The organism is Mycobacterium sp. E2699 (assembly GCF_001666745.1).
GTDB lineage: Bacteria > Actinomycetota > Actinomycetes > Mycobacteriales > Mycobacteriaceae > Mycobacterium.
The window spans coordinates 31,889-46,871 of sequence record NZ_LZJH01000096.1 but is presented as its reverse complement, the minus strand read 5'-3'; the positions used below and the strand labels follow the sequence as shown (position 1 = coordinate 46,871).

Annotated in this window: 10 protein-coding genes and 1 pseudogene; 1 reads left to right on the top strand and 10 read right to left on the bottom strand. The window is 68.7% G+C overall.

The window, feature by feature from the left end; genetic code table 11:
* The 8 genes and pseudogenes from A5696_RS27205 to A5696_RS17570 all read right to left on the bottom strand — a co-directional run.
* A pseudogene (locus tag A5696_RS27205) lies at window positions 1–75 on the bottom strand (WXG100 family type VII secretion target); the annotation flags it as partial.
* Between the two features lie 221 nt (window positions 76–296).
* Window positions 297–596, bottom strand: coding sequence for a PE family protein (locus A5696_RS17600; RefSeq protein WP_067881683.1), 300 nt, complete (start codon window positions 594–596; stop codon window positions 297–299).
* Between the two features lie 307 nt (window positions 597–903).
* Window positions 904–2,124: a PPE family protein gene (locus A5696_RS17595; protein ID WP_156738460.1), complete on the bottom strand. Its 1,221-nt coding sequence runs from the start codon at window positions 2,122–2,124 to the stop codon at window positions 904–906.
* Window positions 2,125–2,298: 174 nt separating this feature from the next.
* Window positions 2,299–3,531: a PPE family protein gene (locus tag A5696_RS17590; RefSeq protein WP_067881677.1), complete on the bottom strand. Its 1,233-nt coding sequence runs from the start codon at window positions 3,529–3,531 to the stop codon at window positions 2,299–2,301.
* Window positions 3,532–4,031: 500 nt separating this feature from the next.
* Window positions 4,032–5,237 (bottom strand): PPE family protein, encoded by a 1,206-nt coding sequence (locus tag A5696_RS17585; RefSeq protein ID WP_067881675.1) that lies wholly within the window; start codon window positions 5,235–5,237, stop codon window positions 4,032–4,034.
* A gap of 10 nt (window positions 5,238–5,247) precedes the next feature.
* Complete coding sequence (locus A5696_RS17580) at window positions 5,248–5,547, bottom strand: PE family protein (protein ID WP_066912455.1); 300 nt, start codon at window positions 5,545–5,547, stop codon at window positions 5,248–5,250.
* A gap of 213 nt (window positions 5,548–5,760) precedes the next feature.
* Window positions 5,761–7,065, bottom strand: a complete 1,305-nt coding sequence (locus A5696_RS17575) for a PPE family protein (RefSeq protein WP_067881672.1) — start codon at window positions 7,063–7,065, stop codon at window positions 5,761–5,763.
* Window positions 7,066–7,489: 424 nt separating this feature from the next.
* On the bottom strand, window positions 7,490–7,684 hold the full coding sequence (locus A5696_RS17570) for a ferredoxin (RefSeq protein ID WP_067881669.1): 195 nt from the start codon (window positions 7,682–7,684) through the stop codon (window positions 7,490–7,492).
* Window positions 7,685–7,947: 263 nt separating this feature from the next.
* Here A5696_RS17570 and A5696_RS17565 point away from each other — a divergent pair, with 263 nt between their 5' ends.
* Complete coding sequence (locus A5696_RS17565) at window positions 7,948–9,123, top strand: cytochrome P450 (RefSeq protein WP_067881666.1); 1,176 nt, start codon at window positions 7,948–7,950, stop codon at window positions 9,121–9,123.
* A gap of 52 nt (window positions 9,124–9,175) precedes the next feature.
* On the opposite strand, the gene eccCa is transcribed toward A5696_RS17565, so the two are convergent.
* Window positions 9,176–13,345, bottom strand: coding sequence for a type VII secretion protein EccCa (eccCa, locus tag A5696_RS17560; RefSeq protein ID WP_067881663.1), 4,170 nt, complete (start codon window positions 13,343–13,345; stop codon window positions 9,176–9,178).
* On the bottom strand, window positions 13,342–14,865 hold the full coding sequence (eccB, locus tag A5696_RS17555) for a type VII secretion protein EccB (protein WP_067881659.1): 1,524 nt from the start codon (window positions 14,863–14,865) through the stop codon (window positions 13,342–13,344). Before eccB ends, eccCa begins: the two co-directional genes overlap by 4 nt.
* Between the last annotated feature and the right edge of the window lie 118 nt (window positions 14,866–14,983).

Below are 14,983 nucleotides of genomic sequence, written 5' to 3'. Positions count from 1 at the left end.
GGTCTGCGCGTGGACCTCGAAACGGCCCGCCATCGCCCGCATCTCGTGCGGGTCGGTCATAAAACGTGTTGCCATGTTGGCTGTCTCCTTAATTCTGAGTGACTTGTTTTCAGTTGTGGTGAACGACGACCCGGACGGTTACGCGGAAACGCACCGCCGAGCCTCATACAGGAAGCTGGTCCCCCCGGAACGCTGCTTCGGCCCAGTCGTCAGGCCCCGGCGCCATAGTCGCCGGACGATCGCCATGGAATCCACGCCGGTGCGGATTCCGTCGAAGGCGTTAACCGTGAATCCGATCAGCCCGCGGCCGCCGCATTGGCGACTTCGGTCGCGGCGTAGGACGCCGAGCTGATGCCAAGGGTGCTCACGAACTGCTCGTGAATGGCGGCCGCCTGCGCGCTGACGGCCTGGTACATCTGCGCGTGCGCGGCGAACTGGGCCGCGGTCAGCGCCGACACCTCGTCGGCCGCGGCGGGCACCACCCCGGTCGTGGGGGCAGCCGCGGCGGCGTTCTGCGCGCTCAGCGACGAGCCGATCCCCTGCAGGCTCCCGGCCGCGGCGGCCAACGCCTCAGGCTGTGTGGTAACGAACGACATACTTTTCCCTCCTCAAGTTCCTCCGCACCGCTCTGTGCAAGAGATTAGATGACAACGTCTGTTTCAAGTCGGCCCCGAAGCCACCCGTTGGCAATTGTTCACTGGATGGCACGGCGAATTCACTTTTGGTAACGACACACTAACAGCGTCGGGCCCTCACCGCTGGCGTTCACAGGACGGTCACAGCAAACCTCCAGAGCGTGCCCTCCGGAGGCGCAGTGGGAAGCCTGCTGGCCAGCACGTATGGAGCTTATCACCAGCGGGACGAAATCGCGCGGGAGCAAATATCATCGCCGGCCGGCCCCCGCTATCCGGCCGCGGGCGGACGGGCCATCACGACCGGCTTGAATCCGTAGCGCGGCCCCGCGCCGGATCCGCCGGTGCCCACCCCCGCCAGGGGCATGCCGCCCAGGAGGTTTCCGGCTCCCGCATCGGGCGCCTCCCGGACGTTGCTGACGGGTATGGCGGTGGCGTGGCTGGGCGTCGTGACGGGGCCCGACCAGGACGCCGGCACCGACAGCTTGCCGAGCGAGGTCGCGCTCCCCAAGTGCGCCGCGACAGGCGCGCCGCCGCCGAGCAACCCTCCCAGCCCGGGCAGGCCTTTCGGGATCGCGGCGGCCGCCGCCGGCGCCGCACCGCCGATCGCGCCGACCGTTTTTGCCGTCTGGGTCATGGAGTTGGCCATACCGATGCTGAAGTAGGGCAGACCCTCGGTGTTGTAGAAGACGCCGGCGTACGGCGAGATCGCAGACATGAACGACGAAAGGCTGGAACCGGGGAACGTGGGGCTCCCGAACAACAGCTGCCACACCGAGGACAGCGGACCGGTGCTCGACGCGAAATACCACCATTCCTGCTGCAGCGGCGTGTAGAACGGCGACGCCAGGCTGGTCAGCTGCGCGGTGATCTGGCTGATGGCGCTGTTGATCTGATTCTGTATCGAGCCGACCGAGGTGGTCGCCGCCGCGCTTGTCGCGGCGGCCTGGGTGCTCGAAGCGGCGGGACTGGCGACCGCCGGTGCCGCGGTGAACGGCGTGACCGTGGAAGCCGACGCCGAGTTGCCGGCATAGCTGTACATCGTCGCGGCGTCCTGGGCCCAGAATTCGCCGTACTGCGCCTCCAGCTGCGCGATGATCCCGGTGTTCTGACCGAGCAGGTTGGTCTGCACCGCCTGGGCCAACTCGGCCCGGTTTGCCGCGATGAGCGGCGGCGGCACGACCCCGGCGAACGCGGCCTCATAGGCCGCGGCGGCCGCGCTGGCCTGCGTGGCGGCCTGCTCGGCCTGGGCCGCGGTCGCGCTCACCCATGCCACGTACGGTTGCGCCGCCGCCGCCAACGATCCGGAGGCCGGACCCAGCCATTCCTCGCTCGTCAGCTGGGTCACCACGCTCTCGTAGCCCAGGGCCGCGGCATTCAGTTCGGCGGCCAGCGAGTTCCACGCCGAGGCCGCAGTCACGAGCGGAGTCGACCCCGGACCGGAATAGAGGCGCGCCGAGTTGATCTCCGGCGGTAACGCACCAAAATCGATTGCCATTTCCTGACTCCTAACCAGTCGCGGCCGCCGTGGCCGCCTCCGTAGCCGACTCGATCATTACGAAATCGCTTGCCGCGCTTGGCCATACCGCGCTTGTCGCGCACAACCGGGTGGCGTGCGATTCGGGCGGCCGGGCGCGAGCTGCGCGCTTGTCGTCGGGCATGTGCGTCATCCCGCGGATGGTGGACGGGCGAGCACGCTGCGCCTGAAGCCGTATTCGCGGGGCGGCCAGGCGGAGCCGGCGCGCCGGCTGCCGGTGCCCATCGGCATGCCGCGCAGCAGCCCGTTGGCGCCGGCGCCCGGCGGGTCGGTGGCGTAGTCGACGGCGAGCGCCTGGGCGGCTTGCTGTTCCACCGCGGCGGGCGAACCGGCCCACGCCTGCGGCACCGACAGACCCCCGATCTTGGTGGCCGAGGACAAGTTCGCCGCCACGCCGCCGGGACTTCCCAGGCCGCCCGCCACGGCGCCGAAGTGCAGGCCCGCAAACTGGGGTGTCGCATACCAGGCGCCTTGCGCGCCGACCGTCGACCCGCCGGGGCCAAAAGTCAACTGCTGGGCGATCGAGCCCGCGAAGCTCATCATCCCGACCGAGAAGTACGGGAGCCCGACGCCCAGCCGGGACAACGCCGTCCGGTTCGTCACGTTGAGGTTGGCGAACTGCTGGACGATCCACCAGTTGTAGGGGTTCAGCGGCGAGGCCAGCGCGCCCGTCGAAAGCTGTTGCAGCGCTTGGTTTATCGACGTGAAGATCGACGTGACCGAGATGGTGTCCGGGGTCAGGGACAGGCCGGTGGCCGCTTGCGGCGCGGAGGTTCCCGCGGGCGTGGCGACGGCCTGGCTCACGGCTGCGGCCTGGGCGGCCGGCCCGTTCTGATCGGTGGTCTGCGCCGGCTCGCCGAACGCGTTCAGCCGCGTGGCGGTCGCCGAGGCGCTCGCATAGCCGTACATCGCCGTGGCGTCCTGGGCCCACATCTCCGCGTACTGGGCCTCGGTGGCCGCGATCGCCGGGAAATTCTGCCCGAAGAAATTGGTGGCGACGAGCGTCATCAACAGCACCCGGTTGGCCGCGACGACCGGAGGGGGCACCGTCAGCGCGAACGCGGCTTCGAACGCCGCCGCGGCCGCCCGGGCCTGGTTGGCGGTCTCCTCAGCCAGGATGGCCGCGGTACCGAGCCACGAGATATAGGGGGCGGCCGCGGCCACCATGGATTGCGCGGCCGGGCCCAGCCACAGCGAGCCGGTCAACTCGGCGATCGTCGACGTGTAGCCGCTCGCCGTCAGGCTCAACTCGGCGGCCACCCCATCCCACGCCGACGCCGCGGCCACCATCGACGCGGAACCCGGGCCGGCATACATCCGGCCTGAGTTGATCTCTGGCGGCAGCGCCCCGAAGTCGAGCACCTAGGAACCCCCGGACTCGAGCGACATGGTTTCTCCGCAACTTCGGTTGACGACGGGACCGTTCGGCAAAGCGTTCGCTTGAGGCTAAATGCCGGAATCCGCCACCGCGCCAAGCCGATCCGGGCGGTCAGTGCGGGCCCGTCGCGACGCATCGGTGACCCGGGAGCGCTACCTGACCCGGATCGGGTCGGTGAGGCGTCCCAAACGCCGTCGCCACCTGCGGGAATGTGCCGGAATACACCCGGCTGCGGTTCGGGTGACCGGAGCGGTCCGGCCCGGTTGAGAGAACAACGGCCGTCGCGGCGGTTAAAAATCCGGCCGCAGAAAATGCCCCCGTCGGGGTTTGCCGAGGGGCCGTGAGGCGACCGCAATCGATGGTCGCGAGCGGCTCGTCAAGGGGTTATCGGAAAGGGCGAAGCCGAGTGGCCACTCGCCCAGAACGCCACCGCGGGCGCAGGCGACTTGCCTGCGCCCGCGGCGCGATGTTGCAGTGCGGCCGGCTACCCGCCGAGGGGCGGCCGCGCCATGACGGTGGGACGGAACCCGTACCGGGGTCCGGCACCGCTGCCCCCGCCGGCGCCGGCACCCGCCAGCGGCATGCCGCCGAGCAGGTTTCCGGGTCCGCCGGCGGCCTCCGGGGCAGCGCTGATGCTGCTGACCGGGATGGCGTGGGCCGCGGCAGCCGTCGGCGCGGTGGCCCCGGTCCACGAGACCGGCACCGACAGCTTGCCGATGGACGTCGCGCTGCCCAAGTGCGCCGCCGCGCCACCGGCGCCACCGCCCAGCAGGCCGCCCAGCCCGGGCAGGCCCTTGGGCACCGCGGCCGCCGCCGCCGCGGGACCGGTGATCGCCCCGAGGGTCTTGGCCATCTGCACACCGAAGTTGCCCATACCAACGCTGAAGTACGGCAGACCCTCGGTGTTGTAGAAGAAGCTCGCGTAGTTGGAGTAACCGCCCAGGAACGTACCGATGTTGGTCGGCAGCGTCGTCTGGCCGCTGATGAGGAACCAGAGTTCGGTCAGCGGGTTGTTGGCCCCGAATTGGTTCACCAGCGCGGTCGTCGAACCCGGCGTGGCGAGGGAGCCCAGCGCGCTCTGGATCTGGGTGAGGTAGCTCTGCAGGGTCTGCTGGATCGAGGCGGCCGGCGCCGCGGACTGCGTGACGGCCGCGGCGGCGGGATTGGCAACCGTCGGCGCGTTCTGATACGGCGTCACCTTGGCCGCCGCCGCGGACTGACCGGCGTAGTTGTACATCGCCGCGGCGTTCTGCGCCCAGAATTCCTGGTACTGGGCCTCGAGCTGGGAGATGATCCCGTTGTTCTGCCCCAGCACGTTGGTCGCCATCGCCTGCGACAGCTCCGTGCGGTTGAGCGCGATCAGCGGCGGCGGAACCACCGAGGCGAGCACGGTCTCGTAGGCCGCCGCGGCGTTCTGCGCCTGAGCGGCGGACTCCTCGGCCTGACCGGCGGTGGTCGTCATCCACTGCACGTATGGCTGCGCCGCCGACGCCATCGACGCCGAGGCGGGCCCCAGCCACTCCTCGCCGGCCAGCTGGGTGACGATCTGGTCGTAGCCCAGGGCGGCAGCGTTCAGTTCGGCGGCGATCCCGTTCCAGGCGGCGGCCGCCGCCATCATCGACCCGGAGCCCGGGCCCGCGTAGATCATCGCGGAGGTGACCTCCGGGGGCAAAATACCCAAGTCGCTCATGACTGACCTCCTAGCCGGCCGCGGCCGCGTTGGCCGCCTCGGTCGCCGCGTACGACCCCGAGCTGATGCCCAGGGTGCTGACGAACTGCTCGTGAATGGCGGCCGCCTGCGCGCTGACGGCCTGGTACATCTGCGCGTGCGCGGCGAACTGGGCCGCGGTCAGCGCCGACACCTCGTCGGCCGCCGCCGGCACCACCCCGGTCGTGGGGGCCGCCGCCGCGGCGTTCTGGGCGCTCAACGCCGAGCCGATACCCTGCAGGCTGCCCGCGGCCGCCGCCAACGCTTCTGGCTGTGTGGTCACAAAGGACATTTGGTTTTCCTCCTCAACTTTCAGGCTCGATGACCATCAAGGAAAGATTTGCTGCTGAAGTTCGCTTCAGACATGGCTTGCTAGTGAGACTAATTGGATCCCTTCGGGTCGCGCCTCCTTAGCGCCAACTGTTCATTGGTGGACAACTGCTGTTCATTTCGGGCGACCCTGGACGGGTTTGCCGGCTGGTAGGTCACGCGCGTCCCTCCCCCGCTATCCGGCCGACGGCGGGCGTGTCAGCACGCTATATCGGAACCCGTATTTGGTGGTGTAGCCGTAGCCCGCGGTGCGCCGGCCGACGCCGGCCATCGGGATGCCGCGCAGCAGGGCGTTTCCGGGCACGGCGTTCGCGCCTGCCTGCACGGGCGTCTCCTCCGAGGCGGCGAGCGTGACCGCGGCTTCCGTGGTCGGGGTGTTCCAGCTCGCGGGGACGGACAGCGCCCCGATCTTGCCCGACGCGCCGGTGCTCGCCAACGTCGCCCCACCCAGGCCGTGGCCGCTGACCGAGCTCGCGCCGATCGCGCCCAGGTGCAGGCCGCCGAACTGCGGCGTCGGGAACCAGGCACCGCCGGCACCCGCGGTCGCACCGCCGGGGCCGAAGGTCAGCTGCTGGCCGATCGACCAGCCGAAGTTGCCGATACCGACACCGAAGTACGCCTGCAGGAACTGGCGCGCCTCGTTGTACAGCGGGCTGATGCCGCTGGAGGGGAAGGTCGACGGGTAGCCCACGACCGGGGGCTTGATGAGCCCCGGGACGTTGAACCAGTCGTTCGTCGGGGTGGGCAGCCCGTATTTGATCAGATCCTGGAGCTGGTTCTGCAGCATCGACAACGGCCACTGCGTGAACTGATAACCCGACAGTTGCTGCAGGGCGAGTTGCTGCAGCGTCTGCGGGATCGACGCGGCCTGCACCGCCTGCGCCGCGGAGTTGCCGGCCGGCTGGGCGGTGGCCTGGGCGACCGCGGCACCCTGCTGGGCGGGAGCGTCCGGCGTGCTGGTGTTGGGCGGCGCCTGGTAGGGGGTCAACACCGTGGCGGCCGCCGAGGACGCGGCGTAGCCGTACATCGCGGCGGCGTCCTGGGCCCACATCTCCATGTACTGCGCCTCGGTGGCCATGATCGCCGGCGTGTTCTGCCCGAAGAAGTTGGTCGCGACGAGCGTCGCCAACAGGACCCGGTTCGCCACGATCACCGGCGGAGGCACCGTCATCGCGAACGCGGCCTCGAAGGCGCCCGCCGCCGCCCGCGCCTGGCTGGCGCTCTCCTCGGCCAGGCCCGCCGCCGTGCTGAGCCAGCTCACATACGGCACCACTGCGGACACCATCGCCGTCGAGGAGGGCCCGATCCAGGGCGCGCTGGTGAGTTCGGTGATCACCGAGTTGTAGCCAGAAGCCGCCGTGCTCAACTCCGCCGCCAGCGCATCCCAGGCCGTCGCGGCAACCATTATCGACTCGGCTCCCGGACCCGCATACATCCGACCGGAATTGATTTCGGGCGGCAACGCTCCGAAGTCGAACACCCCGTGTCCTCCTCAGTCGGCCGCGATTGCCGGGGCAATCGCGGCGGTCAGGTAGAAACCATGATGGGCGCGGCCACGACCTTGTTGACCAGCAAACCCAGCCGACGGGACAGTCGGAATACTGAGGCGCACCCGCCCGGGGTGTCCGGATCGGCGCTCCGCCACCGGGATTCCCGGAAGTTCGGTCAGTAACGACATGAACAATCTGCCTCGACTATCCCGTTGTCAGCAACCGAGCGACAGCTCCCCTGGTGCTTGAACTGCCGCTCGCGAACGACATTAGCTGGTCATCCAGGGCGCGCCGACCGGCGATGCCAACTGTTCATTCCAGGCCAACCAATGTTCATTCCCGGCAAGCCTCGGTTCATGAAAAACAACCGAGTGTTCACCTTGCGTTCGTCTGGCGGCTTGCCCCGTAGTGGCGCTAGTCGTCCTCAAGGATCAGTGCCATTTCCGGGCAGGAGGCCACGCCGTCGCGCGTCAATTGCTCGTCCTCGGGCCTGACCTCGTGCTCTTCGAGGATGGAGTAGCCCGACGCGTCGATGGGGAACAGGTCCGGATCGACGGCGTAACACTGGGCGTGGCCCACGCATCTGGACTTTTCGAGACGAACCTTCACGGGGTTCCCTTCTTGGACGGGTCCGGGGAGTTCCCAGCGGGACTTGACGATTGGACAACAGATTAGTCGGTCGACAAGGGCGAGGAGAAGGTCGTTCGACGGCGGTGAGCCGCCCTCACCGCCGGTCAGATTGGTGCCCCCTTGCCGCACGTGCGATATTGATGTGCCACCTTCACACCGGTGACGCGAAAGTTCGTAGCGCGGCCTGGGGACTCATACTTCTGCGGCGCGAAAACCACACAGACAAGCGGAGATCAGGGCGCATGAGCACTGTTGGCGATTGGCAGCCGGGCAGCTTCCACCTACCGCGGCTGGAGTACACCAAGTTGCCGATGGAGGACGACCGGGGTGTCGGGTGGAAGACGTTGCGGGACGCCGGCCCGGTGGTGTTCATGAACGGCCACTACTACCTGACCCGTCGCGAGGACGTGCTTGCCGCGCTGCGCAATCCGAAGGTGTTTTCGTCGCGGCTGGCGCTCCAGCCGCCCGGCAGCCCGTTGCCGGTGATCCCGCTGGCGTTCGACCCGCCGGAGCACACCCGCTACCGGAAAATCCTGCAGCCCTACTTCAGTCCCCAGGGCCTGAGCAAGTCCCGCCCGGTGCTGCAGCGCCACGCCGCCGAGATGATCGCCGAGCTCGCGGGGCGAGGCAAGTGCGACGGGATGGCGGATTTCGCCAAGCTGTATCCGTTCCAGGTCTTCCTCGACCTCTACGGTCTGCCGGTCGAGGACCGCGACCGCGTCATCGACTGGAAAGACGCCATCATCGCCGACAAGCCCTACCTGAGTCCCGCCGACTTCGAGAAGGCGCACGAGTTGTTGGCCTACTTGAACGACGCGATCGCGCAGCGCCGCGAAAATCCGGGCGATGACATGTTGTCGCAGGTGATGACCGGCGAGGGCAACTTCACCGATCTCGAGCTGCTGGGCATGAGCCACCTGCTGATCCTGGCGGGTCTGGACACGGTGACCGCGGCGATCGGATTCTCACTGTACGAGCTCGCGCGCAGGCCGCAGCTGCGCGAAGAGCTGCGCGACAACCCCAGGCAGATCAGGGTTTTCATCGAAGAGATCGTGCGGTTGGAGCCATCGGCGCCGGTGGCGCCCAGGGTCACGACCGAGATCGTCACCGTGGGCGGCATGACGCTGCCCGCGGGCACACCGGTGCGGCTGTGCATGGCGGCGGTGAACCGCGACGGCAGCGACGCGATGTCGACCGATGAGCTCTACATGGACGGCAAGGTGCACCGGCACTGGGGATTCGGCGGCGGACCGCACCGGTGCCTGGGTTCGCACCTGGCCCGGATCGAGCTGACCATCATCGTCGCCGAATGGCTCAGGCAGATCCCCGATTTCGAGGTGCCGGCGGATTACACCCCGCAGATCAAGTTCCCGTCGAAGACGTTCGCGCTCAAGGAATTACCGCTGCACTGGGGTTGATCTCCGGCCGATCGTCGACCATGTCGACCAACCCCGGCGCAGCCGGCTGGTCCTACTTTCGGAACTCGGTGGCCGCCACCTGGACGAACACCCCGGTGTCCTCGGCCATCAGCAGGCCTCGGCCGCGGGGCAGCGGCCCACCCTTCATCTTGCCGCGGATGAAGCCCTCGTCGGGGTCGGCGTCCATCACCAGCAGCGGGGCATTCGCCTGGTGCAGGGCCCGCAGCATCGGGTCGCTGCCCGCCGACGACCACCCACCGAACGTGCGGGTCACGATCACGTGCAGGCCGACGTCGGCGGCCCTGGTCACCCAGGCGGCGGCCTTGTGCAGCGGTGAATCGAAGCCCGCGGGCAGCTGCTGGATGTCGTCGACGATCAGGAAGATCTCCGGGCCGCTCCACCAGGAGTGCGACAACAATTCCTGCGCGGACAGGCCGGGCGGTGGTTCGCGGCTGGCCAGCAGGGCCGACATCTCGTTCATCATCTCTTGAACGCCGTCGAGGTTGTACGCGAATTTCTCCACGTACTCCGAGCCCAGCACGGTCAGCAGCTGACGGCGCGGGTCCACCAGCCACACCTGGGCCGACGGCCGGCCGGCCGGTGGCGGCGGTGCGCTGCTGGCTCCCGGCGCGTAGAGCCGGCCGATCTCGGACATGATGGTGGCCAGCGTCGTGGTGCGCCCACACTCGCGCCGGCCGGTCACCATCAGGTGCGCGTTCTCGGCGAAGTTGAGGTACACCGGCGCCAGGTCCAATTCCGAGATGGCCCAGGCGATTCCGCCGGCACCCACGCCTTGGCGCGTGTCGCGGGCCGCGAGCTCGCGCACCTGCTCCACGCCGAAGCGCGCCGGCAGCCGGCGCACCGGCGGGGCCTGCCCGCTCGCGAGCCGGCTGACGGCCTCGATGATGCTGTCGGACGAGAACACGTGGGTGGGCGTGCTGGCCAGCGCGGGCCGGGCGATCAGCGTGTGCAGGCCGGCCTGCGGGTCGGCATCGAGGCGGACGTAGTTGACCGCGACCATGCCGCGTCCCGGCTTGACCGGAACCTCCTTGGCGAAGCGCGAACGCACCAGCTTGGCGTCCTCCACCGCGGCCAGGCGCAGTTCGATCCGGGAACCGAAACCGCTGCGGACCGGCGGCCGCAGCTCGGACTCGCGATCCGCGGTGACGACCACGTGCACGCCGAACGAGGGACCCTGATTGATGATCAGGTTCACCTGCTCGATCAGCACCTCGTTCTCCTCGGCCAACGCCCGGTAGTTGTCGATCACCAGGTAGACGTCGCCGAACCCGTCGTTGGGCACCGGGCCGGCCTCTCCGGCGAACTTGCGGCGCCGGAACACGTCCATCGAGGCGATGCCGTATTCGAGGAAGCTGCGCTTGCGCTCGCGGACCAGCGCCAGCAGTTCGGCCACGGTACGGCGCACGCCGTAGGGGTCCGTCGGACCGGCCACCTCACCGACGTGCGGCAGGCGCGCGATGGTGGTCAGCGCCGTGCCGCTGTAGGCCAGGCAGTAGAACTGCACCTGCTCGGGCGTGTGCGTCAGTGCGGCCGAGCAGATCAGCGTCTGCAGCGCGGTCGTCTTGCCCGAACCGCCGGCCCCCAGGATCAGGACGTTGGCGCCGGGCCCGGAGGTGTCGACCGTCCACGGCGGCTGGTCGTGCTTGAACGGGCGGTCGATGATCCCGATGGGGAACACGAGATTCTGGGCCGAACCGTAGTCCTGCTGCCACGGGTGGCCGATGAACCGATTCACCAGCTCGTCGATGGCCACGGGCTGGTTCAGCGGCGGCTGCCACAGCCGGTACGGCTCGAAGTCGATCTTGCGCAGCTGGTCGATGATCACCGTGCCGACCTTCGGCACCCTGATCCCTTCCTCGTCCTCCTCGCCGTCGGCCTCGGCCACCTCGAGCGCCTCGCCGTTCGAGTGGACCGCCACCGGCTCCAGCTCCGGTCCCCCTACGCTGACCTCGAGCGGGGTGAACGAGTTGGTGAACAGTTGCGGACGAACGTAATCGATGCTGTGCACCAACGCCGGGGCTTCCTCGCCATCGATGGTGATGCCGCGCGAAATGTAGTCCCGCCAAAGGAATTCGGCCTGGAACCGGACGATGTCCTCGAGGCTGCGCCGGAAGTAACCCAGACCGGCCTGGGCCGGCAGGTTCACCGCGTTCGGCACGCCGGCCGCCTGCGCCGCCCCCGCGGTGCGCGCCTTCAGCACCAACCGGTAACCCATGTTCTCCATGAGCTTTTCGGCCCGGCTCTCAATGGTCTGCGACGCCATCATCAGGTGGATCCAGTAGGCGCGGCCCTGACGCCCGATCGAGTCGAGGACGTCGACGGCCGTCGGCATGATGCGGAACCACTCGTAGAACTCGTCGATCACGACCACGAGCATCGGCAGCGGCGGCATGTCCTGGCCGCGCGCCCGCATCCGCAGGCGCACCGAGTTGTATTCCTTCGCGTCGTCGACACCGGCGCTGTCGCAGATCGCCTTGCGGCGGGCGATCTCGCCCCACAGCGCGTCCAGGAACCGCTCCATCAGCGCCTGGTCTTCCTCCAGGTCGGTGATGATGCGCGACACGTGCGGCACGCCCGCGAACGGCTTGACCGCGGAGCCACCCTTGAGGTCGGCCAGCACGAACTGCAGCTCCTCCGGCGGGTGGCCGAGCATCAGCGATTCGATCACCGTCCGCACCAGCGTCGACTTACCCGAACCGGTCGTTCCGGACATGACGCCGTGCGGGCCGTCGCCGCCCTCGTCCAGCGACTTCATGTCCAGGAACAGCAATTCGCCGTTGTCGGAGCGGTTGCCGAACGGCGCCCGCAGTCGCGACCGGCCCATCGAGTCGGTCCGCTTGCCCCACAGCGCGTCGAAGTCGATTTCGGCCGGATCGTCGATCCCGTAGTAGGTGAGGATGTCCCGGGCACCGATGTGGGCCACCCGTTGACCGATCTCCTCGTACGCCTCGGCCAGCCGCCAGCGCGCCAGCTTCTGCGCGAACTCCTCGGCCTCGGCGATGCTCAGGTGATCGGTCAGGGCGAAGAACCACGCGTTTTCGTCGATGACCATCCACGTGTCGCGGTCGCGCGGCAGGGCCTCGATGACGCCCCGGTCGTCGAACCGCAGGGTCCGCTCCGGGACGGCCGCCCACATGGGCGCGCCGGTCAGGTCGAAGAACGTCACGCCGTCGATGCCCTCGGCGCTGATCACGAACTCCCACTGCGGGTCGGTCACGTCGGCGATGATCACCGTGTGCGGCGTCGGGGTCTGGGCCGACGAGCTGGCGTGCCGGGGCGTGAAAGACCCACGGCCGGCGAACAATTCGGCTTGCTCGGCGGCGAACTCGCGCACCGAGCTGTAGACCATCCGGGCGTTGCCCGCCGCGTCCTGGCGGCGGGGGTCGCCGAAGTGCGGCAGCCACTTCACCCAGTCCCACTGCTCCAGATCGGAGCTGACCACGATCATCTGCACGTGGTCTGGCCCGTGGGAGAACGCCAGCTGGCACACGATCGCGCGCATCAGGCCCAGCACCTGCTCGCGATCCCCGATGAGCGAGTACCAGGGTTCGACCAGCAGGGAGATCATCTTCGGCAGGTTGTAGACGACGCTCTGGTAGCGACCGAACTCCTGCAGCGCCTTACCGGTCACCGGCTCCAGCTCGATGTCGGTCGGCATGTTCTGGGGCTCACCCCAGGTCACCTCGGGGCGCGTCATGCCCACGCCGACGCGCACCACACCGAAGTTGAGGTCCTTGCCGTCGGGCTTGCGCTCCCACATGCGCGACGATCCGACGGCCGCGGCCAGGGTGTCGGGCGCCGGGTGGAACCAGCGGTAGTTGGCGTCCATGCTGTCGGCCGACTCGTGGGCCGTCTCCCGCAGCATGTCGAGCATCAACATGAACTGGGCGCGCATCGCGTCCAGCTTCGGCCGGCTCATCTGCTGCTGGCCGCCGAACCGGCCGCCGAACATCATCATCGCCATGCCGCCGATCATGAAGATCGGGAAGATCGCGCCGACGCCGCCGAAGACGTGCGAGCCGCTGGCGAAGGTCATCGCGACCATGCCGCCCAGCAGGCCGATCACCACGACGCCGACCACCACGATCCACCAGGGCTTGCCCTCGGGTGGCGGGATGCTCAGCGGGGTCGGTAGGACGATGTTCTCCGGCTTGATGACCGGGGGCTTCTCCGGAGTCGGCCGGGCAAATCCGCGTTTCACCTAGGTACCACCAAATCTCCAGGGGACATGTCCATCGGTAGCGTGTCGTGCTCCACCAAGGCGTCTGCTCGGGACAGGGTCGGGCCCTGTGGGAGCAGCCGCAGCGCCACCCACGGCGCCAGGCTCGGCGTGGTCTTCAAGCCCAGCGCCTCGCGGGCCTCGCGGGTGTCGTCCACCCCGAACCGGGCGCCCGCGTCCGTCAGCCACCACAGCGATTCCGTCGTCTTGGCGCCGGGGTCGTTGCCGGTGACGGCCACGAAGTTCGCGTGGTCGGAGGCGAAGTACACCTGGTCGGCCTCGCGGCCGGTGGTGTCGGCCTTCACCAGGGACACCACCTTGCCCATTTCCTTGGTCGGGATCGGCAGGGTGGCACCGGACACGACCTGGATGCGGGCCCGGTTCTCGCCGGAGCTCTTCTGCCACCACCAGCAGGTCGCCGGGTTTTCCCGCATGTCCATCACGTTCAACGGGTTGTCGGGGTACGACGACAGGTCCAGCTTGTTGACCACCGGCATCTTCGCCAGCGCCGACGGTTCCACCGTGACCGGCTTGGTGTTGCCACCCGGGCCGCCGGCGTTCTGCAGGATCTGGGCCACCAGGGGCGGCAGCGTCTGCACGCCGTCGCTCAGCACCAGCGAATACTGCTGCGGCCCGCTGATCTGCGGGGTGACGATCACCGTCCCCACCGGGCCGGGCGCACCCGCGAACGTCGCCGGGGACCCCGCGTTCGGGATGTCGGGCACCGTCAGTTCGGGCCCCACCGGCAGCGCGTCGTAGAGGGCGCGGCTCATCGGCTTCGCCAGGCTGACCTGCTCGGGAGTCAAACCCAGCGGCAGCAGGACCGAGCGGTTCGTCGGGTCGATCTTCGACCGGCGGCCCTGCCGGACCACCCAAGCCTCGTCGCCGTAGCGCAGCACCACGGCGTCCGACCCGTTCAGCACCTGGCGGTGGCCGCTGAGGTCCGGGGTGCCGTCGATCACCGTCACGGTGACCCCCGACGGCGCGCCCGTCCCCGTGGACCCGGCCACGGTGTCGCAGACCAGCCACGACGACGCGGTCGGCGTCTTGGGCGCGAAATTCGACGGTGCGCCCGGGATGCCCACCAGGGGCCCGCGCGGCAGGTTCGCGATCTGGCTCGACCGAACCAGGTGCGGGTTGTCCGGGCGCCCGGTGATCAGCCGGGCCGAGGCCAGGTTGAGCGCCGGGTACAACTTGTCGCCGACGCGGACGTAGAGCGCCCCGGAGTCACGGTCGGCGATGATCGGCGACTCGTTGATCTGACCGGACGGGCTGATGAAGGACCACAGCAGCGCGCCCAGGCAGATCACCAGCGCCGCGGAGATCGAGGCCACGATGGCCAGGTTCTGACGCCGTCCCGGCTCGATCTCCATGCGGACCCGCCAACGGGTCAGCGCCATCGCGGTTCGACGGGCCAGGAATTGATAGCCCGTCACCTGGGTGCGGGTCGACAACCCCAGGCCGTAACCCGACCCTCGCTGCCCGCGACTCTCTTCGGCCACGCTATTTCACCATCCGGTCTGCTTGAACGCCCTGGATATTGTCCTTCGAAAACATCCGTCGCGCTAATTGCTTCGTACAACCGTGACAACCGTAAGGGACCGGCGCGGGCCCCGCCAC